The organism is Blastococcus saxobsidens DD2 (assembly GCF_000284015.1).
Taxonomy (GTDB): domain Bacteria; phylum Actinomycetota; class Actinomycetes; order Mycobacteriales; family Geodermatophilaceae; genus Blastococcus; species Blastococcus saxobsidens_A.
In genome coordinates this window covers 477962-501588 of sequence record NC_016943.1, presented here as the reverse complement: position 1 = coordinate 501588, position 23627 = coordinate 477962, and the positions used below count along the sequence as shown (strand labels likewise).

18 protein-coding genes and 1 tRNA gene are annotated in these 23627 nt (G+C 73.1%); 7 read left to right on the top strand and 12 right to left on the bottom strand.

Features of this window, described 5'->3' with window-relative positions:
* The first annotated feature begins 25 nt into the window (after positions 1-25).
* The gene (locus tag BLASA_RS02305; RefSeq protein WP_041775563.1) at positions 26-2242 is read left to right on the top strand and encodes a transglycosylase domain-containing protein; all 2217 of its coding nucleotides are present in this window, start codon (positions 26-28) and stop codon (positions 2240-2242) included.
* Between the two features lie 55 nt (positions 2243-2297).
* Here BLASA_RS02305 and BLASA_RS02300 read toward each other — a convergent pair whose 3' ends face one another.
* Complete coding sequence (locus BLASA_RS02300; RefSeq protein WP_014374386.1) at positions 2298-2750, bottom strand: GatB/YqeY domain-containing protein; 453 nt, start codon at positions 2748-2750, stop codon at positions 2298-2300.
* A 289-nt stretch (positions 2751-3039) separates the two neighbouring features.
* On the opposite strand from BLASA_RS02300, the gene BLASA_RS02295 reads away from it, so the two are divergent.
* The 3 genes from BLASA_RS02295 to BLASA_RS02285 all read left to right on the top strand — a co-directional run bounded on the left by BLASA_RS02295 (position 3040) and on the right by BLASA_RS02285 (position 6023).
* Positions 3040-3951: a metallophosphoesterase gene (locus tag BLASA_RS02295; protein ID WP_014374385.1), complete on the top strand. Its 912-nt coding sequence runs from the start codon at positions 3040-3042 to the stop codon at positions 3949-3951.
* A gap of 60 nt (positions 3952-4011) precedes the next feature.
* Positions 4012-4085 (top strand) — tRNA-Pro (locus tag BLASA_RS02290).
* A gap of 144 nt (positions 4086-4229) precedes the next feature.
* The gene (locus BLASA_RS02285; RefSeq protein ID WP_041776022.1) at positions 4230-6023 is read left to right on the top strand and encodes a prolyl oligopeptidase family serine peptidase; all 1794 of its coding nucleotides are present in this window, start codon (positions 4230-4232) and stop codon (positions 6021-6023) included.
* Positions 6024-6042: 19 nt separating this feature from the next.
* On the opposite strand, the gene BLASA_RS02280 is transcribed toward BLASA_RS02285, so the two are convergent.
* From BLASA_RS02280 to BLASA_RS02270, 3 genes are read right to left on the bottom strand one after another with little or no spacing between them, the layout of a single operon-like run.
* Entirely contained in the window at positions 6043-6516 is a 474-nt protein-coding gene (locus BLASA_RS02280; RefSeq protein WP_014374383.1) for a hypothetical protein, read from the bottom strand.
* A gap of 37 nt (positions 6517-6553) precedes the next feature.
* Positions 6554-7624 carry an aspartate-semialdehyde dehydrogenase gene (locus BLASA_RS02275; protein ID WP_014374382.1) on the bottom strand — a complete coding sequence of 357 codons (1071 nt, stop codon included), beginning with the start codon at positions 7622-7624 and terminating at the stop codon, positions 6554-6556.
* A complete protein-coding gene (locus BLASA_RS02270) occupies positions 7621-8889 on the bottom strand; it encodes an aspartate kinase (RefSeq protein WP_014374381.1) in 1269 nt (422 codons plus the stop codon). Before BLASA_RS02270 ends, BLASA_RS02275 begins: the two co-directional genes overlap by 4 nt.
* 75 nt (positions 8890-8964) lie before the next feature.
* On the opposite strand from BLASA_RS02270, the gene BLASA_RS02265 reads away from it, so the two are divergent.
* The 3 genes from BLASA_RS02265 to leuA all read left to right on the top strand — a co-directional run bounded on the left by BLASA_RS02265 (position 8965) and on the right by leuA (position 13228).
* Positions 8965-10560 carry a phospholipase D family protein gene (locus BLASA_RS02265; RefSeq protein WP_014374380.1) on the top strand — a complete coding sequence of 532 codons (1596 nt, stop codon included), beginning with the start codon at positions 8965-8967 and terminating at the stop codon, positions 10558-10560.
* 100 nt (positions 10561-10660) lie between these two features.
* Entirely contained in the window at positions 10661-11323 is a 663-nt protein-coding gene (locus BLASA_RS23235) for a helix-turn-helix domain-containing protein (RefSeq protein WP_014374379.1), read from the top strand.
* 171 nt (positions 11324-11494) lie between these two features.
* The gene (gene leuA / locus BLASA_RS02255) at positions 11495-13228 is read left to right on the top strand and encodes a 2-isopropylmalate synthase (RefSeq protein WP_014374378.1); all 1734 of its coding nucleotides are present in this window, start codon (positions 11495-11497) and stop codon (positions 13226-13228) included.
* Positions 13229-13253: 25 nt separating this feature from the next.
* On the opposite strand, the gene mnhG is transcribed toward leuA, so the two are convergent.
* The 8 genes from mnhG to BLASA_RS02215 form a co-directional block, all read right to left on the bottom strand.
* Positions 13254-13712, bottom strand: coding sequence for a monovalent cation/H(+) antiporter subunit G (gene mnhG / locus BLASA_RS02250; protein ID WP_014374377.1), 459 nt, complete (start codon positions 13710-13712; stop codon positions 13254-13256).
* Complete coding sequence (locus BLASA_RS02245; protein WP_014374376.1) at positions 13709-14050, bottom strand: monovalent cation/H+ antiporter complex subunit F; 342 nt, start codon at positions 14048-14050, stop codon at positions 13709-13711. The genes mnhG and BLASA_RS02245 overlap by 4 nt, the downstream gene beginning before the upstream one ends.
* Positions 14047-14628, bottom strand: a complete 582-nt coding sequence (locus tag BLASA_RS02240; RefSeq protein ID WP_014374375.1) for a Na+/H+ antiporter subunit E — start codon at positions 14626-14628, stop codon at positions 14047-14049. The genes BLASA_RS02245 and BLASA_RS02240 overlap by 4 nt, the downstream gene beginning before the upstream one ends.
* Entirely contained in the window at positions 14625-16337 is a 1713-nt protein-coding gene (locus BLASA_RS02235) for a Na+/H+ antiporter subunit D (protein WP_014374374.1), read from the bottom strand. The genes BLASA_RS02240 and BLASA_RS02235 overlap by 4 nt, the downstream gene beginning before the upstream one ends.
* Complete coding sequence (locus BLASA_RS02230; RefSeq protein ID WP_014374373.1) at positions 16334-16873, bottom strand: Na(+)/H(+) antiporter subunit C; 540 nt, start codon at positions 16871-16873, stop codon at positions 16334-16336. The genes BLASA_RS02235 and BLASA_RS02230 overlap by 4 nt, the downstream gene beginning before the upstream one ends.
* The gene (locus BLASA_RS02225) at positions 16870-19755 is read right to left on the bottom strand and encodes a Na+/H+ antiporter subunit A (protein WP_014374372.1); all 2886 of its coding nucleotides are present in this window, start codon (positions 19753-19755) and stop codon (positions 16870-16872) included. Before BLASA_RS02225 ends, BLASA_RS02230 begins: the two co-directional genes overlap by 4 nt.
* 302 nt (positions 19756-20057) lie before the next feature.
* The gene (locus tag BLASA_RS02220; RefSeq protein ID WP_014374371.1) at positions 20058-21878 is read right to left on the bottom strand and encodes an ABC-F family ATP-binding cassette domain-containing protein; all 1821 of its coding nucleotides are present in this window, start codon (positions 21876-21878) and stop codon (positions 20058-20060) included.
* A gap of 52 nt (positions 21879-21930) precedes the next feature.
* A complete protein-coding gene (locus tag BLASA_RS02215) occupies positions 21931-23481 on the bottom strand; it encodes a vitamin K epoxide reductase family protein (RefSeq protein WP_014374370.1) in 1551 nt (516 codons plus the stop codon).
* Positions 23482-23627 lie beyond the last annotated feature (146 nt).

Genomic DNA, 23627 nt, shown 5'->3' with positions numbered 1-23627 from the left:
GCCGGACCGACGTACCCTGGCCGCGATGTCGGAAAACGCGCGCCTCCGTTCCCGTGTGCTCGCCAAGCTCGCCGCGACGATCGTCGTCGCCGGTGCGCTCGTGGCCGGTCTCCTGCTGCCCTGGGTCGGCGGCCCCGGCCTGGTGGCACGGAACTCCGTCTCGCTGCTCGATGCGCTCCCGGTCGAGCTCACCGACGAGACCCCGGCCGGCCCCAGCCGGTTGCTGGCGGCCGACGGCACGCTCATCACGAACTTCTACGAGCACAACCGCACGCCGGTGACCTCGGACCAGATCGCCGACGTGATGAAGCAGGCGCTGGTCGACATCGAGGACTCCCGCTTCTACGACCACAACGGCCTGGACGTCCAGGGCACCATGCGGGCGCTGATGACGAACCTCGCCGCCGGCTCGGTCCGGGAGGGCGGCTCGACCCTCACCCAGCAGCTGGTCAAGCAGACCCTGCTGCAGACGGCGAAGACCCCGGAGGCGCGCGAGGCAGCCAACGCCGAGACGGTGGGCCGCAAGCTCCGCGAGGCCCGCCTGGCGCTCGCCCTGGAGGACACCTACTCCAAGGACGAGATCCTCACCCGGTACCTGAACATCGTGTACTTCGGGCAGGGCGCGTACGGCATCCAGGCCGCCGCCCAGCGGTACTTCAGCGTGAACGCCACCGACCTGACCGTCCCCCAGGCGGCGATGCTGGCCGGCCTGGTGCAGAACCCGGGCACCGACGACCCCATCAGCAACCCGGAGAACGCCGTGGAGCGGCGCAACCAGGTGCTGCAGCGGATGCACGACCTGGGCCACATCAGCGCGCAGGAGCTGACCGACTACACCGCGCAGCCGGTCCAGGTCACGCCGGGTCTGGCGCCGCCGAACGGCTGCATCGACGCGTCCATCGGCGGGTTCTTCTGCGCCTACGCCAAGGACTACCTGATCGGGACCCTCGGGCTGACCCAGGCCGACCTGGAGAAGGGCGGGCTGACCATCCAGACCACGCTCCGCCCGGACATGCAGGCCGCCGGCGACCAGGCGGTGCTCAACACCGTGGGCATGGGGGCCCCGGTGGTCGGGGTCTTCGACGCCATCGAGCCGGGCACCGGGCACGTGCTCGCGATGAGCGTGAACCGCAGGTTCGGCTGCGGCGACCCCGCCGCCGGCTGCGAGTCGATCAACTTCGCGACCATCCCGACCAAGGGATCGGGGTCGACCTTCAAGACCTTCGTCGCCGCGGCGGCGATGGAGAGGGGGCTGCCGGCCAGCCACACCATCACCACGCCCGAGCCCTACACCTCCCGGGTGTACGAGTCGTACAACCCGGAGACCCGGAAGATCGAGCCGTACAAGATCGGCAACGTGGGCAGCCGCTACCCGAACACGCTGACGATGACGCAGGCGCTCTACATGTCCTCCAACACCTACTTCCTGGCGCTGGAGGACGCGCTCGGCGCGATCCGGCCGGCCGTCGAGATGGCGCAGCGGCTGGGCATGAACTTCGACTACTCGGTCACCCAGACCCCGGCCCAGCAGATCATCGACGAGAACCGCCCGTCGTTCGCCTTCGGGACCGACGGCGTCAGCCCGCTGGACCTGGCCAACGCCTACGCGACGATCGCCGCCGGCGGGGTCAGGTGCGTCCCGACGCCGGTCCTCTCGATCACCAAGCCCAACGGTGAGCCGCTGACCGGTGAGGACGGCGAGCCGGTGGTGAAGGGTGACCGGTGCGAGCAGGTCATCGAGCCCGGGCTCGCCCACACGCTGAACCAGATGATGCGCAGGGACGTCGAGCCGGGGAACCGGATGCAGACCGGCTCGCGGGCCTACATCCCCGGTCACCAGATCGCCGGCAAGACCGGCACGGTGAACGCCAACGACTCGGTGACCTTCGTCGGCTCGACCCCCGAGTACACCGCGAGCGTCATGGTGTTCCGCCCGCGGGACAACCAGAGCGTCGGCGGCTACGGCGGCGGCAAGCCGGCCAGCATCTGGCACGACGCGATGCTGCCGATCCTGTCGGCGCAGGCCCCCGCGGCATTCCAGCCCGCCGACCCCAGGTACGCGGGCCGGGGCGTCGACGCACCGCCCATCGGCGACCGGTCCTCCGACGGCGACGACGACCGTCGGCGCAACCGTGGCAGCTCCACGCCACCGCCCGCCGCGCCGCCCGCGGAGCCCGCGACACCGCCCGCGGACGGACCGGCACCGCCGGCCGAGCCGGTCACGCCCCCGCCGGCCAACTGACGAAGGACCGTCCTCCGCGCCGCGTCGAGCTCGCGGTGCGGAGGACGGGGCCTGGTCAGCCGAGCTGGCGGCGTACCTCGGCGGCCACCCGGGCTCCCTCGGCCCGGTCGGCGACGACGCCGTTCGCCGCGCCCATGACCCTGCCCATGTCCTTCATGCCCGAGGCGCCGGTGCGGGTGATCACGTCGGCGACGATCGCGGCGAGATCGGCGTCCCCGAGCTGGGCGGGCAGGTAACCGGCCAGGACCTCGCCCTCCGCCTGCTCACGGGCGGCCTGCTCGGCGCGGCCGGCCGAACCGAATGCCTCGGCGGCCTCCCGGCGCTTCTTGGCCTCCCGGCGGAGCACCGCCTGCACCTCGTCGTCGGTGAGCTCGCGGGCCTCCTTGCCCGCGACCTCCTCGGCGCTGACGGCGGCGAGCACCATGCGCAGCGTGGCGGTGCGCAACTCGTCGCGGGCCTTCATGGCGGTGGTCAGGTCGGTGCGCAGCTGTTCCTTGAGGTCGGACACTCGTTCTCCTCGCTGGCGCTCGTCGGCCTCGTGCCCGACAGCGGAACTCTTCTCCTGGTGACCTCGCAAGCTCGGTCACTTGTTCTCCTCGCTGGCGCTCGTCGGCCTCGTGCCCGACAGCGGAACTCTTCTCCTGGTGACCTCGCAAGCTCGGTCACTTGTTCTCCTCGCTGGCGCTCGTCGGCCTCGTGCCCGACAGCGGAACTCTTCTCCTGGTGACCTCGCAAGCTCGGTCACTCCCAAGCCTGGCACGACGCCGGTGCGACGTGCGCCCGTAGGCTCTACGACCGTGCGCTGGTACACCGCCGTCCCCACCGCCGCCGTCGCGTCCGGCGCAGCGGTGACCGCCTACGCGAGCCTCTACGAACGCACCCGCTGGACCCTGCGGCGGTTCGACGTCCCGGTGCTCGCTCCCGGGTCGGCCCCGCTGACGATCCTGCACCTGTCCGACCTGCACATGACCGCCGGCCAGCGGAGCAAGCAGGAGTGGGTCGCCGGGCTGGCCGAGCTGGAGCCCGACCTGGTGATCGACACCGGGGACAACCTCGCCGGCTTCGACGCCGTCCCCGGCACGCTGCGCGCGCTCGACCCGCTGCTGGACCGGCCCGGCGCCTTCGTGCTGGCCAGCAACGACTACTACGCGCCCCGGCCGAAGAACCCGCTGAAGTACTTCAAGCGGGCGCACAAGCGGGTGCACGGCGACGAGCTGCCCTGGCGGGACCTGCGCGACGGCATGCTCGCGCGCGGCTGGCTCGACCTCACCAACGCCCGCGGCGAGCTGACCGTCGGCGGACGGCGGATCTCCTTCGCCGGCGTGGACGACTCACACCTGCGGCGGGACCGCTACGAGCAGGTCGGGGGCCCGGCCGATCCGGCGGCCGACGTCCGCATCGGTCTGGCGCACTCCCCCGAGCCCCGGGTGCTCGACCGGTTCGCCGCCGACGGGTACGACCTCCTGCTCTGCGGGCACACCCACGGCGGGCAGCTCCGCGTGCCGTTCTACGGGGCCCTGGTCACCAACTGCGGCATCGACCGCGACCGGGTGCGCTGGCTGCACCGCTGGGCCCCGCCCGCGACCGGGCGCCCGGCCGGTACCTGGCTGCACGTCTCGGCCGGGCTGGGCACCAGCCCCTACGCCCCCGTGCGGTTCGCCTGCCCGCCCGAGGCCACGCTGCTCACGCTCACCGCGCGTCCGGCCTGATCACCCGGTCCCCCGCCGCCGAGCCGGCGACGGGGCAGCGCTAGACTCGACGACGCACCTCGGGGTGTGGCGCAGCTTGGTAGCGCGCGTCGTTCGGGACGACGAGGCCGCAGGTTCAAATCCTGTCACCCCGACCCTCCGCTCAGGGGCCGCCGGAAGGCGGCCCCTGAGTCGTTCCGGGACGCTGCGAGGATGGGCACGTGAGCGAGCGTGCGAGCGGAACCGATGGACAGAGCAGCTGGGGCACGCGTTCGACGCGCGCCGGCGAGGCGCGGCGCGTGACCGCCGAGCAGGCCACCCCCACCCTTCCGCCGGAGGTCACCGCTCGCTGGCAGGCCCGGTTCCGGGCGCCCCGGGTCTCCCTGCCGGACTGGGCGGAGGAGGCCCCGCACCGGAACCTCTACTCCTCGGACCTGAGCGGGGTGGTCGAGCAGTACGCCTGGGACCGTGGGACCGGCGCTCACCGGCAGGTCACCGACCGCCCCAACGGCACGCTCATCGCCACGCTGAGCCCGGGCGGCGAGACGATCTGGTGGTTCGCCGACAACGACGGCGACGAGTTCGGCGTGTGGATGACCCAGCCGTTCGGCGGCGGGGAGGACGCCGTCGCGGTCGCCGAGGTGGGACCGGCCTACCCGGCCGGCCTCGAGGTCGGCCGGTCGCTCGTGGCGATCGGGCGGAGCACGGACGACGGCAGCGAGCTGTGGCTGGCCCCGCACGGCGGGGCGCCCCGCATCATCTACCGGCACCCCGACCCGGCCTCGGTGGACGCGCTGACCCGTGACGACGAGCTGCTGGTGATCTCGCACTCCGAGCACGGCGACCCGCGCTACCCGGCGTTACGGGTGCTCAGGACCGGCGATGACGCCGTCGTGGCCGAGAAGTGGGACGGCGAGGGTCTCGGCCTGCACGCCCTGGAGTTCGCGCCGCTGCCGGGCGACCGGCGGCTGCTGGTCGGCCACGAGCGGCGGGGCCGCGAGGAGCTGCTGGTCTGGGACGTCGCCGCCGACACCGAGACCGAGATCGTGCTCGACCTGCCCGGCGACGTCACGGCCGGCTGGTACCCCGACGGGTCGGCGCTGCTGGTGGGCCACGACCACGCCGCCCGCACCGAGCTCTACCGCTACGACCTGGTCTCCGGTGGGCTGGAGCGGGTGGCGACCCCGCCCGGCGTCGTGCGGGGAGCCACGGCCCGCCCCGACGGCACCGTGGAGCTGGCCTGGTCGAACTCCGAGCGTCCGCCGGTGATCCGCCGGGCCGACGGCCCGGTCGTGCTCTCGGTGTCCGACGAAGAGGCCCCGGCGGCGTACCCGGTCGAGGACCGCTGGGTGCCCGGCCCGGGCGGCGACGTCCACGCGCTGCTGGTCCGGCCCGAGGGCCCCGCTCCGTACGCCACGGCGTTCCTGGTGCACGGCGGACCCGAGGCCGCCGACGACGACTCCTACCGCGCCCGCCGGGCCGCCTACGTCGACGCCGGGTACGCGGTCGTGCACGTGAACTACCGCGGGTCGACCGGCTACGGGTCGGCCTGGCGGGACGCGCTCACCGGCCGGCCGGGGCTGACCGAGCTGGAGGACATCGGCGCCGTCTACGACGCGCTGGTCGCCGAGGGGGTCGTCGACCCGTCGCGCACGCTGCTGACCGGCGGCTCGTGGGGTGGCTTCCTCACCCTGCTCGGGCTCGGCACCCAGCCGGAGCGCTGGACGGCCGGCATCGCGGAGGTGCCGGTGGCCGACTACCAGGCCGCCTACGAGGACGAGATGGAGGGCCTGCGGGCCTACGACCGGGCGCTGTTCGGCGGGTCACCCGACGAGGTGCGCGACGTCTACGTGCGCTCCTCACCGATCACCTACGTCGACGCCGTCGCCGCGCCGGTGCTCGTGGTGGCCGGCGCGAACGACCCGCGCTGCCCGATCCGGCAGATCGACAACTACCTGACCCGCCTCGAGGAGCTCGGCAAGGACCACGAGGTGTACCGGTTCGACGCGGGGCACGGCTCGCTGGTCATCGAGGAGACCATCCGGCAGGTGGAGATCGCCCTGGCGTTCGCCCTGCGGCACGTGCAGCCCTGACCGGCCCGGCCGGCGCGGCTCACCCGTCGCGCCGGCCGGCGACGCGCGGACGGCGGGGCTCCAGCAGCGCCCGGCGTGCGTTCTCCGTCCGCCGGCGAACCGCCCGCCGGAACGCCCCGCGCCCCCCGTGCGGATCGTGCGGGGAGAACGCCGACCACACGAGGTGGGCCTCCGGTGGCTCCGGCGCCCGGTCGTCCTCGCCCATCCGCTCGTGGAGCACGACGAGCGTCCGCTCGGCGAGGTCCTCGTCGTCCAGCAGGGCAGCGAGGTCCTGCGGGTCGCGTCCCTCCGCGGCCAGGGTCTCGGCCACCCAGCCGAACATCCCGGGGCCGAACGCGCGCACGACCACGTCGCTGAGCACGGCGTGCGCGGCGTCGACGGGGACGCCGCCTTCCAACGCGAGCTCCAGCTCGACCCAACCCCGGAGCAGGTACCGGTCCGCGCCGGGCGCGAATGCCTGCCCGTCGTCGGAGAAGGCGCCGTCGTCGATCACGGGACGATCCTGCCGGAGCAGGCGCCGGCCACGGGCGTCAGCGGCCGCGGGCGGCGATCAGCTCGGCGATCTGGACGGTGTTGAGCGCGGCGCCCTTGCGCAGGTTGTCGTTGCTGACGAACAGGGCGAGGCCGCGACCGTCGTCGACCCCCTGGTCCTGCCGGATCCGGCCGACGTAGCTGGGGTCGCGGCCGGCCGCCTGGAGCGGGGTCGGCACGTCGGAGAGCTCGACGCCGGGCGCGGCCGACAACAGCTCGGTGGCCCGCTCGACGCTCAGCGGCCGGGCGAACTCGACGTTGAGCGAGAGCGAGTGCCCGGTGAAGACCGGCACGCGCACGCAGGTGCCGGAGACGCGCAGGTCGGGGATGCCGAGGATCTTGCGACTCTCGTTGCGGAGCTTCTGCTCCTCGTCGGTCTCGAAGGAGCCGTCGTCGACGACGGAGCCCGCCATCGGCAGCACGTTGAACGCGATCGGCGCCACGTACTTCACCGGGTCCGGGAACGCCACGGCCGACCCGTCGTGGGTGAGCGCGTCGGCCTTCTCCACGACGGCCTTGGCCTGGCTGTGCAGCTCCTCGACGCCGGCGACCCCGCTGCCGGAGACGGCCTGGTAGGTGCTGGCGACGATGCGCACGAGCTGCGCCTCGTCGTGCAGCGGCCGGAGCACCGGCATCGCGGCCATGGTCGTGCAGTTGGGGTTGGCGATGATGCCCTTGCGGATGTCGGCCAGCGCGTGCGGGTTGACCTCACTGACGATCAGCGGGACGTCGGGGTCGCGGCGCCAGGCGGAGCTGTTGTCGATGACGGTCACGCCCGCCTCGGCGAACCGCGGGGCCTGCGCGCGGGACGTCGTCGCACCGGCGGAGAAGATCGCGATGTCCAGGCCGGTCGGGTCCGCGGAGGCCGCGTCCTCGACGATGATCTCGCCGCCGGCCCACGGCAGGGTGCTGCCGGCGGAGCGGGCCGAGGCGAAGAACCGCAGCTCGCTGAGCGGGAAGTTCCGCTCGGCGAGGATCTCGCGCATGACGGTGCCGACCTGGCCGGTCGCCCCGACGATGCCGACCCGCAGGCCGCTGCTGGAGACTCCGTGGGCGGGAAGCTGAGTCATCGTCCGGTCCCTCCGTAGACCACTGCCTGCGCCTCGTCGGTGCCCAGGTCGAATGCGTCGTGCACCGCGCGCACGGCGATGTCGACGTCGGTGTCGCGGCAGACCACGGAGATCCGGATCTCCGAAGTGCTGATCAGCTCCAGGTTGACACCGGCGTCGGCCAGCGCGCCGAAGAACTTGGCGGACACGCCGGGGTGCGACCGCATGCCGGCGCCCACCAGCGAGACCTTGCCGATGTGCTGGTCGAAGCTGACGTCGGTGTAGCCGACGGTGTGCTTCACCCGCTCCAGCGCCGCCAGCGCGGTGGGGCCGTCGCTCTTGGGCAGCGTGAAGGAGATGTCGGCGAGCTTGCTGGCCTCGGCCGACACGTTCTGCACGATCATGTCGATGTTGATCTCGGCGTCGGCGAGCACGCGGAACAGCTGCGCCGCCTCGCCCGGCCGGTCCGGCACCCCGAAGACGGTGATCTTGCCCTCGGAGCGGTCGTGCGCGACGCCCGTGATGATCGCCTGTTCCACCGGGAGGTCCTCCATCGAGCCGGCCACGATCGTGCCGGGGAGCTGTGAGTAGGAGCTGCGGACGTGCACGGGGATGCCGTAGCGGCGGGCGTACTCGACGCAGCGGAGCATGAGCACCTTGGCCCCGGACGCCGCCAGCTCGAGCATCTCCTCGTAGGTGATGGTCTCGAGCCGCTGGGCGTTGGGCACGATGCGCGGGTCGGCGGTGAAGACGCCGTCGACGTCGGTGTAGATCTCGCAGACGTCGGCGTCGAGCGCCGCCGCGACGGCGACGGCGGTGGTGTCGGAGCCGCCGCGGCCGAGGGTGGTGATGTCCTTGGTGTCCTGGCTGACGCCCTGGAACCCGGCCACGATGACGACCGAGCCGTCGTCGAGCGCCGAGCGCAGCCGGCCGGGCGTGACGTCGATGATCCGCGCCTTGCCGTGGCTGCCGGTGGTGATCACGCCGGCCTGCGACCCGGTGAAGGAGCGCGCCTCGTAGCCGTGCTCGGAGATGGCGATCGCCAGCAACGCCATGGAGATCCGCTCGCCGGCCGTCAGCAGCATGTCGAGCTCGCGGCCGGGCGGGTCGTCGGTGATCTGGCTGGCCAGGTCGAGCAGCTCGTCGGTCGTGTCACCCATGGCGGAGACCACGACGACGACGTCGTCGCCGTTCTTCTTCGCGGCGACGATCCGCTCGGCGACACGCTTCATGTGCTCTGCGGAGGCGACGGAGGAACCGCCGTACTTCTGGACGACGAGGGCCACGGGTCCACAGGCTACCGGCGCGGCGGGGGTGACCGGTGGTTGCGTCCGCACGTTCCCGCAGGATGAGATCAACAAATGGACGACCCGGCGGCGTGGCTGCTGACCGCGGAGGAGCGGGGCAACCCCGGCACCCCGCTCCCCGCCTGGACCGAGGGCAACCGCGTGGTGCCGCTCGTCCACGGGGCCGCGTACTTCGACCGGCTGGTCGAGATCGTCGAGAGCCTGGGCGAGGGCGACCGCCTGTGGTTCACCGACTGGCGCGGTGATCCCGACCAGCGGCTGCGACCGGACGGACCGACCGTGAACGAGCTCTTCAGCGCCGCGGCGCACCGCGGGGTGGACGTCCGCGGACTGGTGTGGCGGTCGCACACCGACGCGCTGTCCTACAGCAAGGAGGAGAACCGGGCGCTGGACCGTGAGATCGAGGAGGACGGCGGTCGGGTCGTCCTCGACCAGCGCGTGCGCCGGGTCGGCAGCCACCACCAGAAGATCGTGCTCATCCGCTGCCCCGCCGACCCGTCGCGCGACGTGGCCTTCGCCGGCGGCATCGACCTGTGCCACAGCCGCCGCGACGACGGCGACCACGGCGGAGACCCGCAGGCGGTGCACATGGCGCCGGCGTACGGCCCGACACCGCCCTGGCACGACATCCAGGCCGAGATCCGCGGCCCGGCCGTCGCCGTCCTCGACACGACGTTCCGCGAGCGGTGGGACGACCCCACCAGTCCGGTCCAGGGGAACCCGATCGCCTACGTGATCGACCGGTTCCGCCGGGCGCGGCTGGACCCCTCCCCGTTACCACCGGAGATCCCGCCGCCACCGGCCTGCGGGCCGCACCTGGTCCAGACGCTCCGGACCTACCCGAAGCTCCGGCCGCAGTACGACTTCGCCCCGGAAGGCGAACGCTCCATCGCCCGCGGCTACTCGAAGGCGATCAAGCGCGCGCGCCGGCTGATCTACCTCGAGGACCAGTACCTGTGGTCGTCGGAGGTCGCGCAGCTGTTCGCCGACGCGCTGACCGACAACCCCGACCTGCACCTGGTCGTCATCGTCCCGCGCATCCCCGACCAGGAGGGCGCGTTCAACGCGACGCCGCAGTACGTCGGCCGCCGCCAGGCGATCGATCTCTGCGTCCGGGCCGGAGGGGAGGAGCGAGTACACGTCTTCGACGTCGAGAACCGCGCCGGGACGCCGGTCTACGTGCACGCGAAGGTCTGCGTGGTCGACGACGTGTGGGCCAGCATCGGCAGCGACAACTTCAACCGCCGGTCCTGGACCCACGACAGCGAGCTGTCCACCGCGGTGCTCGACCCCACCCACGACCGCCGCCACCCGCAGGACCCGGCCGGGACCGGCGACTGCGCGCGCGTCTTCGCCCGCGACCTGCGGTTGGAACTGGCCCGCGAGCACCTCGACCTGCCCGAGGACGGCAGCCAGGACGACCTGCTGGTGGATCCCGAACTGTTCGTCACCACCATCGAGGCCCGGGCGGCCGCCCTGGACCAGTGGCACGAGAACGGCCGGCACGGCCCCCGGCCACCGGGACGGCTCCGGCCGCACCACCCGGAGAAGCTGTCCCGGCTGACCCGGCTGTGGGCCACCCCGGTCTACCGGCTGCTGGTCGACCCCGACGGCCGCCCGCTCCGGTTGCGCCTGCGCAAGGCCTTCTGACCCGCCCGCCGCCGGCCCCGCTGCCCCTCGCCGCCACCAGGTGTCCACAGAACATCAACGGCTCTCGCTACCGTCCCCCGTCCGGGGCCACGCTCGGCCAGTGCCCGACGCCTCCTCCGCACCGAGCTTCGACCTGAGCGGCCTGCTCCGGCGGATCCGCCGCCGAGCCGATCTGTCGCAGCGGGAGCTCGCGACCGAGCTCCACGTCTCGAAGTCCACGGTCGCCGCCGTCGAGGCGGGCACCACCGGCATGGACGCACGCCTGCTCGCGGTCGCCGCAGGGCTGGCCGGGCTCCGACTCGGACTGCTCGACGTCGAGGGACGCGAGGTGTGCGGGATGACCGGTGATGCGGCCGGTCGGCGGTTCCCCGCCCACCTGGACACGGTGCTCAGCGACGAGCGGTCCTCGCGGTGGGTCGACCGGCGTGACCGACCCCGGCCGATCTACACGTTCGACCGCCGCTCCCCGTGGGATCCCCCGGGGGCCCGCACGGAGAACCGGCCCGACGACCATCTGCGCCCACAGCCCGGTGACTCGCCCGAGGAGCGCGCCCGGAGCCGGCGGCTGGCGGCGCTCGCGCGGCGCGCCGGGGAGGCCGCGCAGCGGTGGGCCGCGGAACTCGAGCGCCGGCGAGCGGCCGGTGAGCCGCTGTCGCAGGACCCGTTCACCTGCACCTGCCTGCCTTCCTGCGACGAGCTGGACGACTTCTCCCGCCGCCCGGTTCACGCCGACGGCTGCCCCTGTTCCTGCGATCTGGGCTGAGCCGCTGCTACCGTGGGCGGCGTGCGCGGCAGCCTCCTGCTTACCCGCCGCGGCGAGGCCCTCTCCTAGGTCGGCTTCCTCGCCGCGGGGTTCAGGCGTCCCCGGCGCCCGCTGACCGTCCCCGGAGCTGTGCGCACTCCGCGCACGGCAGCCCGCACCAGGAGCCTCCCCATGAGCGACACCCACCCGCACGCCCGCCATCCCCAGCAGCCCTCCCGGATGCCGGTGCACCGCTACGCCCCCTTCACCCCGGTGGTGCTCCCCGACCGCACCTGGCCGGACACCGTGACGGCGAAGGCCCCGCGCTGGTGCGCGGTCGACCTGCGCGACGGCAACCAGGCGCTGATCGACCCGATGACGCCCGACCGCAAGCGCCGCATGTTCGAGCTGCTGGTCCGGATGGGCTACAAGGAGATCGAGGTCGGCTTCCCGGCGGCCAGCCAGACCGACTACGACTTCGTCCGGCAGCTGATCGAGGAGGACCTGGTCCCCGACGACGTGACGATCCAGGTGCTGACCCAGGCCCGGGACGAGCTGATCGAGCGGACCTTCGAGTCCCTGCACGGCGCCGAGCAGGCGATCGTGCACCTCTACAACTCCACCAGCACCCTGCAGCGGCGGGTGGTGTTCAACTCCGACCGGGCCGGCATCGTCGACATCGCCGTCCACGGCGCTCAGGTGGTGCGCAAGCTCGCCGAGCAACTGGGCGACACCGACATCCGCTTCGAGTACTCCCCCGAGTCCTTCACCGGCACCGAGCTCGACTTCGCCGTCGAGATCTGCAACGCCGTCACCGACGTCTGGGAGCCCACCCCCCAGCGGCCGACGATCCTCAACCTGCCGGCGACCGTCGAGATGGCCGAGCCCACGGTCTACGCCGACCAGGTCGAGTGGATGCACCGCAACCTGGCCCGCCGCGACGCCGTGGTCCTCAGTCTGCACCCGCACAACGACCGAGGCACCGCCGTCGCCGCCGCCGAGCTGGGCTACCGCGCCGGCGCCGACCGCATCGAGGGCTGCCTGTTCGGCAACGGCGAGCGCACCGGCAACGTCGACCTGGTGACCCTGGGCCTGAACCTCTTCAGCCAGGGCATCGACCCGGAGATCGACTTCTCCGACATCGACGACATCCGGCGCACGGTCGAGTACTGCAACCAGCTGGGCGTGCACGAGCGGCACCCCTACGGCGGCGACCTGGTCTACACCGCGTTCTCCGGCTCCCACCAGGACGCCATCAACAAGGGCTTCACGGCGCTGGAGGCCGACGCGCGGGCCGCCGGCGTCCCGGTCGAGCAGCAGACCTGGGCGGTCCCGTACCTGCCGATCGACCCCAAGGACGTCGGCCGCAGCTACGAGGCCGTGATCCGGGTGAACAGCCAGTCCGGCAAGGGCGGCGTCGCCTACATCATGAAGACCGAGAACCACCTCGACCTGCCGCGCCGGCTGCAGATCGAGTTCAGCGCGGTCATCCAGCGGCACACCGATGACGAGGGCGGCGAGGTGACCGCCCAGCAGATGTGGACGGCGTTCACCAACGAGTACCTGCCCGACCCCGAGGCGCCGTGGGGTCGGTTCTCCCTGAGCGGCCACCGGCACACCGCCCACGGCGACTCCCTCGACGAGATGGTCGTCGAGCTGGTCGACCAGGGCGTCCCGGTGACGGTGGAGGGCCGCGGCAACGGCCCGATCGCGGCGTTCGTCGACGCGCTGAGCACCCTCGACGTCGACGTCCGGGTGCTCGACTACGCCGAGCACGCGATGTCCGCCGGCGGCGACGCGCGGGCGGCGGCCTACGTCGAGTGCGCCGTCGGCGAGCGGGTGCTGTGGGGCGTGGGCATCGACCCCAACATCGTCAGCGCCTCGCTGCGCGCCGTGGTCTCCGCCGTCAACCGCGCCCAGCGCTAGCGACGACGCGCCGGGGCGAGCGCGGTCAGCCGCGCTCGTCCCGGATGGCCCGGTCCTCCTGCCGGCTCTCCGCCAGCGCGCGGCCCGGCTCCTGCGGCGGCGCGTCGGCGGGCTCGTCCCCGCGGTACACCCGGTCCCGCAGCTCGTCGTCGGCGCGCAGTTCGTCGACCAGCAGCAGATCGCGGCGCACGTGCCGGCGGCGGTAGGCCACCCGGCTGATCATGTGCGCGCTCACCGGCGCGGTGAGCAGCTGGAACACCGCCACGAGCAGCAGCATCCAGGTGGCCGACCAGCCCTGCAGCCGGATCGCGCCGGCGACCATGATCAGCAGGACCCCCAGGACCTGCGGCTTGGTGCCCGCGTGCATCCGGGTCAGCACGTCCGGGAACCGCACCAGGCCGATGCCGGCGGTCAGGCACAGCAGCGCGCCCAGCAGGAGCAGGACGACCGCGACGACGTCCCCCACGACCTCCAGCACGCTCACCGGTCCGCCTCCGCAGTCCGGGCCGCGGTCTCCTCGGCCGCCTCCGGCAACCCGACGTCCTGGCCGTCGTCGGCCGAGCTCAGCAGCATGCCGCCGATGTACCGGGCCACCGACACCGAGCCGACGAACGCCAGCAGCGACACGACCACCAGCACGGGGACGACGGTGGGGTCCCGCTCCAGCGCGGCGTGCACCGCCAGGCCCGCCGCGATGATCACCAGCAGGGTGTCGGTGGCGACCACGCGGTCCAGCAGCGACGGGCCGCGCCCCAACCGGACCAGGGCCAGCAGCGCGCCCCCGCCGAGCATGCCGTAGGCCAGCCAGTAGACGACGGTCACGACGTCCCTCCCCGCACCGGCTCGCCCGTCGACGGGCCGAGCGCCGCGACGTCCGCCGCCGTCCCGAACGCCCGGACCACCCGCTCCTCCTGGGCGAGCACCGAAGCCCGCTGGCGCTCGACGTCGTCCGGGCCCCGCACGTGGAGGACGTGCAGGGTGAGCACGCGACGCTCACGGTCGAGGTCCAGCACCATCGACCCGGGCACCAGCGTGAGCGACTCGGCGAGGATGGTCAGCAGCAGATCGGAGTCGGTGCGCGTCTGGACCCGGATGATCGCGCTCCGCTCGATGCCGCTCGGCCGCAGCGTCTGCCAGGCGACCAGCGCCCCGGAGCTGATCAGGTCGGCGACGAAGGCGCCCACGAACCGCAGGAGCGGTCCAGGCCGCAGCCGCGTCCCGCCGACCACCGGAGGCAGCGGCAGCACCGAGGTCACCACCAGCGCGATCACCGCACCGCCGAGCAGATTCGCCCACGACCACGTGCCCCAGAGCAGCATCCAGACGAGGACCAGCCAGGCCAGCAGCGGCAGCTGGTGGCGCAGCCGGGGGACCCCCGGAGCGGCGGCCTCCCCGGTCACGGCGCGTCCTCCTCGTCGATGACGGCGTTCACGTACGGCCCGCGGTCCAGGAGGTCGACGGCCGCGCGCCCGGCGATCGCGTACAGCGGGCCGGCCAGCGCGGTCAGCGCGACCGTCACCGCGACCATGACCGTGGTCGACCCGATCATCACCTGCGGCAGGGGCCGCAGCGGCCGCGCCGACTCCGCGCCGTCGCCCAGCCCGTCCGTGGCCGGGGTGCTGGCCGTGGCGACGGCGGTGTGCCGGCGCCAGGCCGCGCGCCGCCGGACACGGGTGGCGGTGCTGCCGGAGCCGTCGTCGGAAGCCAGCTCCTCCAGCGGGGCGGCGACCAGCTCCGGTCCGGCGTCCCGGGCAGCCGCCTCGTCGGTGTCGGCCGCCGGCGGCTGCGCCGGCGGGCGCCAGAAGGCGCGACTCCACACCCGCGAGATCGCCACCAGGGTCAGCAGGCTGGTGACCGCGCCGGCCGCCACGACCGCGATCGGCAGCCACCCGCCGTCGGCGATCCCCGCCTCCAGCAGCCCGAGCTTGCCGATGAACCCCGACAGCGGCGGGATGCCGGCGATGTTCATCGCCGGGACGAAGAAGAGCACCGCCAGGAACGGCGAGGCCTTCGCCAGGCCGCCGAGCCGGTCCACGCCGGTGGAGCCGCCCTGCCGCTCGATCAACCCGGCCACGAGGAACAGCGTCGTCTGGATGGCGATGTGGTGGACGACGTAGAACACCGCACCCGCCAGCCCCGCGGCGGAGCCGAGCGCGATACCGAAGACCATGTAACCGATGTGGCTGACCAGGGTGAACGACAGGATCCGGCGGATGTCGGTCTGGGCCACCGCGCCGAGGATCCCGATCAGCATGGTGGCCAGGGCCGCCACCATCAGCACCGTGTCCAGCGCACCACCGGGGAACAGCAGCGTCTGGGTGCGGATGATCGCGTAGACGCCGACCTTGGTGAGCAGCCCGGCGAACACCGCGGTGACCGGCGCCGGGGCGGTCGGGTAGCTGTCCGGGAGCCAGGCCGAGAGCGGGAACACCGCCGCCTTGATCGAGAAAGCGATCAGCAGCATCGACTGCAGCAGCAGCTGGGTGCCCTCGGGCAGCTCGCTCAGGCGGCCGGCCAGCTGCGCCATGTTCACCGTGCCGGTGGCGGCGTAGATCAGCCCGATCGCGGCCAGGAAGAGCAGCGAGCTCAGCAGGCTGACCACGATGTAGGTGATGCCGGCGCGGATCCGCGGCGCCGAGCCGCCGAGGGTCAGCAGCACATAGCTGGCGGTCAGCAGGATCTCGAAGCCGACGTAGAGGTTGAACAGGTCGCCGGCCAGGAACGCGTTGGCCACGCCGGCGATCAGGACCAGGAACGTCGGGTGGAAGATCGAGATCGGCGTCTCCTCGTCGCCGTCGGCCGCGCCCTGCCCGACGGCGAACACGAGCACCCCCAGCGCGACCGTCGACGCGACGACGAGCATCAGCGCCGACAACCGGTCGACGACGAGCACGATGCCGAGCGGCACCGGCCAGCCGCCGATGGAGAGCGATTCCGCCCCGTCGGCGTCGGCCAAAAGCAGCAGCGCGATCGAGACGACGAGCACCGTGCCGAGCACCAGGATGCTCAGCGTCCGCTGCGCCCGCGGGTGCCGGCCGCCGACCAGGAGCGCGACCGCCGCCCCGAGCAGCGGCAGCAGCACCGGCAGCGGCATGAGGACCCGGATCACCGTCGTCTCCGCTCGGTCGGCGGCAGGTCGACGTCGTCGGAGGCGATCCCGCTGTAGCGGCGGGCCAACGTGCCCTCGACGGCGAGGTCGCCACCCGCGTCGCCGCCCAGGCTGTCGGCGTGCGCGGCCGGCCGGTCCTCGAGGGCCAGGTCGTCCGGATCCATCTCGTCGGCGTCGGTGCCGGAGCGGAGGGCTACGCGGCGGTCCTCCTCGTCGATCTCGACGACCTCCTGCCGGACCAGCCGCCAGGAGCGGTAGATGATCGCCAGCAGGAAGGCGGCGATGCCGAAGGTGATGACGATCGCGGTGAGGATCAGTGCCTGCGGCAGCGGATCGCTGATCTCCTCCGGCTCGGCGTACCCGAGGATCGGCGCGAGCCCGGCCGGCCCACCGGCCGAGAGCAGCAGCAGGTTGGTCGCGTTCCCGAGCAGCAGGAAACCCAGCAGCACCCGGGTGAGGCTGCGGTCGAGCAGCAAGTACACCCCGGCGGCGTAGAGGCCACCGATGATCACCGGCAGGACGACGGTGGGGGTCATCGGAGGATCACCTCTCCGGGCACGGAGTCGATGGCGTCGTGCTCGTCGACCTGGCGGTCCAGTTCCGCGCCGAGGCTGCGCAGGATGTCCAGCACCAGCCCCACCACGATCAGGTAGACGCCGATGTCGAAGAACAGCGAGGTGACCAGCTTGACGTCGCCGAGCACCGGCAGCGTCGTCTCCAGGATGGCCGTCTGCAGCACGTCGGCGCCCAGGACCAGCCCGACGATGCCGGTGCCGCCGGCGAGGAGCAGCCCGAGCCCCAGCAGCAGGCCCGGGTCGACCGGTGCCGCCTCGCCGAGCTCGTAGCGGCCTCCGGCGAGGTAGCGCAGCACGAGCGCCAGGCCGGCGACCAGCCCGCCGGCGAACCCGCCGCCGGGCTGGTTGTGACCGCTGAACAGCAGGTAGAGCGAGAACACCACGATGGTGTGGAACAGGATCCGGGTGACCACCTCGAGGATCACCGACCGCCGCTCGGGCGCCAGCGCGACGGACGCGGCCAGCCACTGCGCGCGGGGGGCCCGCCGGGCGGGGCGCGCCGGAGGCGGGGTCCGCCGCGGGTCGAGCCGGTCGACGCCGCCGGTGCGCCGCCGCAGGAAGACCAGGCTGGCCACCCCGGTGGCGGCGACGACGAGCAGCGAGATCTCGCCGAGGGTGTCCCAGGCCCGGATGTCCACCAGGGTCACGTTGACGATGTTCTGCCCGCCACCGAACTCGTACGCCTCCTCGGGGAAGGCCACCGACACCGGCGTCGCCGTCCGCACGCTCAGCGCCACCGCACCGGCGGCGGCCATGAACGCCCCGACGGCGACGGCGATCACTCCGCGGACCACCCGCTCGCGGGGCCGGTGCCGCTCGGTGATGTCCTTGGGCAGCTTGCGCAGCACCAGCACGAAGACGACCAGGGTGAGCGTCTCGACCAGGAACTGGGTCAGCGCCAGGTCGGGCGCGCCGTGCAGCGCGAACAGCACCGCGAGCCCGTAGCCGGTGACGCCCACCACCAGCACCGCCGAGAGCCGCTGCCGGATCCGCAGCGCCAGCACCGCGGCGATGAGCACCACCGCGCCGACCAGCGCCTGGACCGGGGAGTCCCAGGCCCGCCACTCCCCCGGCCACTGGGCACGCGCGAGGAGCATCACCCCCGGTAGGGCCAGGACCGCGACCAGGATCGTGCCGAGGTAGGCCGGCAGTGAGCCGCGCTGAGTGGTGCCCGTGACGAGCACGGCCAGCCGGTCCAGCGTCTGCATGGTGTTCCAGTAGCCCTCGTCGGCCGAGGCGCCGACGGCGAACCGGCGCTGGCTCCGGTAGACCGCGGCGCGCCCGGCGAAGAGGGCGGCACCGCCGGCGAGCGTGAGCGCCGAGAGCAGCAGCGCCGGCTGCCACCCGTGCCACAGGGCGAGCTTCTCGGCCTCCGGTGCCAGCAACGGGAGCGCGTCGGCGTAGCCGGCGACCAGCGGCTCGAGCAGCGGGCTGAGCGGCCCCGCGACCAGACCGGTGAGCGCGAGCACAGCGGGCGCGGCCAGGAAGAGCGCACCCGGCGGGTGCACCAGTTCGGCCGGCTCGGTCGCCGGGAGCCCGGGCTTGCGGGCGAACGCGCCCCACAGGAAGCGGGCGGTGTACGCGGCGGTCAGCGCGGAGCCGAGCACCAGACCGGCCAGCACGACGACGGCGGCGGTGCGGTCGGGCAGGCCGCCGTCCAGCAGCGCGGTGAAGGCTGCCTCCTTGCCGACGAAGCCGAGCAGCGGCGGCAGCCCGGCCATGGAGGCGGCGGCCAGCGTGCCGATCACCGCGACCGCCGGGAGTCGCCGGCCCAGGCCGGAGAGCCGGCGCAGGTCGCGGAGGCCGGTCGCGTGGTCGATCACCCCGACGGTGAGGAAGAGGGTGGACTTGAACAGCGCGTGCGCCAGCGTCATCGCCAGCCCGGCGGCGGCCAGCTCCCGGCTGCCGGCGCCGACGAGCACCATGAGGAAGCCGAGCTGGCTGACCGTGCCGAACGCGAGCAGGAGCTTGAGGTCGTTCTGCCGGAGCGCCCGGTAGCCGCCGACCAGCATCGTGGCCAGGCCCAGCCCGAGGACCACCGGCCGCCACCCCGGCACGTCGGCGAACCCGGGCGCGAGCCGGGCGACCAGGTAGATGCCGGCCTTCACCATCGCCGCGGCGTGCAGGTAGGCGCTGACCGGGGTCGGGGCCTCCATGGCCGCGGGCAGCCAGAAGTGGAACGGGACCATGGCCGATTTGGTCACCGCCCCGGCGAGGACCAGCATCGTCCCGGCGACCAGCAGCGGGCCACTGCCCGGGTCGGCGACCACCTCGGAGAGCAGGTAGCTGCCGCTGGTCTCGCCCAGCATGATCAGCCCGACCAGCATGGCCAGCCCGCCGGCCGTGGTGAGGATCAGCGCCTGGCCGGCCGCCCGCCGGGCCGCCAGCCGCCCACCCGAACCGCCGATGAGCAGGTACGAGAAGACGGTGGTGAGCTCCCAGAAGACGTAGAGCAGCAGCAGGTGGTCGGCGAGGACCAGCCCCAGCATGGAGCCCGCGAAGGCGGTGAACGTGCCGGCGAACCGGCCGGTCCCGTCGTCCCCGGGCTCGAAGTACCGGGCGCAGTACAGCAGGACGAGCGTGCCCACCCCGGTGACCAGCAGCGCGAAGAGCAGTGCCAGCGGGTCCAGCCGCAGCACGACGTCGAGCTCGAGGGCGGGCACCCACGGCATCCGCTGGACGACGTCGCCGCCGCCGGTCACCGTCGTCAGCCGGGTCAGCAGCCAGCCGAAGCCGGCGGCCGGCACCAGGGCCAGGACGAGGAAGGCCTGCCGGCCCCACCAGCGCACGAGCAGCGGTGCGGATCCCGCGGCCAGCAGGTGGAGGAGCAGAACGGCGAGCACGGGTCTCCGGGAGTCTCGATGGGCTCGGGGACGACCACAGACGTCAGGGGGACAGCCGGCGGGCGGTTCCTGCAGATTACCGGCGGGGGGTCACCGGCCGCCCGGTGTGAGCGGGCGCTCCCGCCGACGACGACCACCGGCTGGATCCCGTCGCGGCTCGCCCGTGTCCGGGGGGGGCCGCCGGAACCCGCACACCTCTCCCGGGGACAGTCGGGCTCTGCCCAGCACGGTGGGGCAGAGCCCGACTGTCCGCGGACACCTGCTGCCGTGCCGGCCGGTCGGCCTGCCGTGCGGGCACGGGCTCAGCCCTCGGCGATCTCCGCCGCGGCCAGCCACTCCTCCTCGATCTGCTGCTTCTCCGCATGCAGCGCCTTGAGCTGGGTGTCGAGCTCCGCGGCACGGGCGTAGTCGGTGGCGGCCGCGGCGAGCTGCTCGTGCAGCTTCTTCTCGTCGGCGTCCAGCTTGAGCATCCGCCGCTCCAGCCGGCTGGCCTCCTTCTTCGCCGCCCGCGCGTCGGCCGCGGAGACAGCGGGGGCCGCCGTGGACGGGGCACCCACCGGGCGCGGGCCGTCGCTGCCGGCCGCCGTCGTCAGCGGGGCACCGCCCGCCGCGCGGCGACGCAGGTACTCGTCCACCCCACCGGGCAGCTCGGCGAGCGTGCCGTCGCCCAGCAGGGCCACGACCTTGTCGCACACCCGGTCGATGAAGTACCGGTCGTGGCTGACCACGAGCACCGTGCCGGGGAAACCGTCGAGCAGGTCCTCCAGCGCGGTGAGGGTGTCGATGTCCAGGTCGTTGGTCGGCTCGTCGAGCACGAGCACGTTCGGCTCGGCCATGAGCAGCCGCAGCAGCTGCAGCCGGCGCCGCTCGCCGCCGGAGAGGTCCCCGACCGGGGTCCACTGGCGGTTGGCCGCGAAGCCGAACCGCTCGGCCAGGGACGACGCGGAGATCTCCTGGTTGCCGATGCGCGCGATGCGGGCGACGTCCTGCACCGCCTCCACCACCCGCAGCGTGCGCGGCAGCTCGGTGACGTGCTGGGACAGGTACGCCGGTGACACCGTCTGCCCGACCACGACCGTGCCCGCGTCGGGCTGCGTCTCGCCGACCAGGAGCCTCAGCAGCGAGGTCTTGCCGGCGCCGTTGACGCCCACGACGCCGATTCGGTCACCGGGGCCGACGTGCCAGGTGAGGTCCTCGAACAGCGTGCGCGGCCCGTCCTCGGTGGGGACGGCGTAGTCGAGCTTCTCCACGTCGTAGACCGTCTTGCCCAGGCGCCGGGCGGCGAAGCCCTTCAGCGCCATCGAGTCGCGGGCCGGCGGCTCGTCGGCGATCAGCGCCTGCGCGGCATCGATCCGGAACTTCGGCTTGCTGGTGCGGGCCGGCGGACCGCGGCGCAGCCAGGCCAGCTCCTTGCGCACGAGGTTGAGCCGGCGTTCCTCGGTCACCGCGGAGATCCGCGCCCGCTCCGCGCGGGCCAGCGTGTAGGCGGAGTAGCCGCCGTCGTAGGCGTGCACGCTGCCGTCGGCGACCTCCCATGTGGTGGTGCACACCTCGTCGAGGAACCACCGGTCGTGGGTGACGACGACCATGCCGCCGGTCCGCTGCTTCACGTACTCGGCGAGCCAGGCCACCCCCTCGACGTCGAGGTGGTTGGTGGGCTCGTCGAGCACCAGCAGGTCCAGCGGCCGGATCAGCTGCGCGGCCAGCGCCACCCGCCGCCGCTCCCCGCCGGACATCGGGGCGACCGGGGCGTCGAGACCGAGCCGGTCGAGCTCCAGCCCGGTGAGGACCGAGCGGACGGCCGCATCACCGGCCCACTCGTGCTCGGCGGCGAACATCGACGCGGGGAGGACGACGTCACGCACCGTCGTCCCGGGGGGCAGCGTGCCGGACTGGTCGAGCACCCCCATGGCGATGTCGCCGCGGCGGGTCACCCGGCCGGAGTCGGGGTCGTCGGCGCCGGTCAGCAGCGACAGCAGCGTGCTCTTGCCGCCGCCGTTGCGACCGACCACGCCGATGCGCTCGCCGGCGGCGATCCCGAGCGAGACGTCGTCGAGGATCACCGTCGTGCCGTGCGCCTTGTGCACCCGCTCGAGGTTGACCAGGTTCAGGGGTGCGCTCATCGCCGCCCAGTATCCGCCCCGCCGATGCGGGGATGCACCGGGCCGTCCGGGATCAGGCCGACCGCCGCTCCGGCCAGCGGGCCGGCCGGTCCCACTCGCCGTAGTGGTCGTGCAGGGGGCCGCGCGGCACCGACAGGACAGCGACGACGAGGCCCGTCAGCACGATGACCGCCGCGGGGACCACGCCCGGACCGGTCAGCAGGACGAGTCCGGCGACCCCCAGACCGCCCGCCACGTTGAGCAGCCGCACCGGCCGCAGCACCTCGGCCATGGCCACGACGGCGACCACGACGACGAAGGCACCGCCGAGGTGGGCGACGTCGGCGGTGCCGCTGCGGATGTCGATGCCCAGCACACCCGGCGCTGCGTACAGCCCTACCCCGAGCGCGGCGACGGCCAGCAGCGGGAGCGGCGCGCCGGTGCCCCACAGCGACGACCGGAGCAGGGTCAGCGGGCGGTCGGGCAACTCGAGCATCTCCGGCGTCCGCTCGTCGGGGGTGCAGCCCTCCGCCTGGCCGCCCTGCCAGAAGATCTTCCAGGTCGATCCGTCCCGGTCTCCCCGGCGACGGGACTGCTTGACGTGCTGGCCCATGGCGACGACCTCGTCGACGGTGAGCGCGACCATCGGCAGCATCACCAGGCCCGCGAGGATGCAGAAGGTGCACCAGGCGTGCACGGCAACCGGCATCGACATGACCAGCGCGATGTGCGCCAGCCCGAGCGGGATGACCAGGACGCCGAACATGGCCACCATCCACGGCATGGTGCGCCAGCGCGCCACACCGCCCATGAACGCCATGAGGAACTCGAAGGTGTAGGCGATGCCGCCCAGCCCGGCGTCGGAGATGGGCAACATGTGCGAGATGCTCGAGTTCAGCACCGATTCGGTGCTGGCCGATCCGAAGAACGGGTCCCACACCGATTCCAGGTAGCCGAGCTGGAACGCGGCCAGGTAGCGCGACACGACCAGGCCGACGAAGGCCAGCGCGGCCAGGATGGCCCGCTGCGGCCAGCTCGACGGGTTGTAGCTCCATCCCGGTGGGGTCGGCGGGCCCATCGTCATGAACGCCGTCATGTTCGGCATGCCCGGGATCAGGATCGTCAGGGCGATCACCAGGAGCCCGACGATGCTGTCGTTCACGAAACCCGAGGCGGTCGGCGACCACAGCACGATGGGTGCGAAGACCAGCCAGATGCCGACGAAGCAGGCGCCCCACCAGGCGATCGGCCGGTCGGGCTTGAGGGCCCGCCAGCCGAGCACGAGCAACAGGACCCCGCTGATGACGTCCGACCAGGTCATCAGCGACGCGCGCAAGGGCGCCATGGTCTCGTCGGAGAACCAGACGCCCCGCCCACCGCTGGGCTCTGCCCACAGCGCCTCGTTGCCGTAGCCGAGCGTGAGCGGGACGAGCAGCTGCCAGAAGCCGAGCAGGATCAGGGTCCACGGGATCCAGAGCACCTGCCGTTGCTGGGCGCGCAGCCGGTCCATCCGGCTGGGCATGCCGCTGTCCTCGCCGTGCTGCTCGCTGCGCTCCTTGCCGGCCTCCTCGAGCTCGGCGCCGTGTGCCTGCCGGGCCATCGGCCGGGTGATCCCACGGTCCACGGTGTCCCCCTCTCGCCTCGACGTCGCGATGCGGCCGACCTACCAGCCGCCGTTTCCGGGCAGCGGCCGCTGGGGGCTGCCCGGCCGGCACCGTCCGACGCTCCCGTGACGGCGACCGGAGCCCCCGCGGCGTCGACGCCGCACTT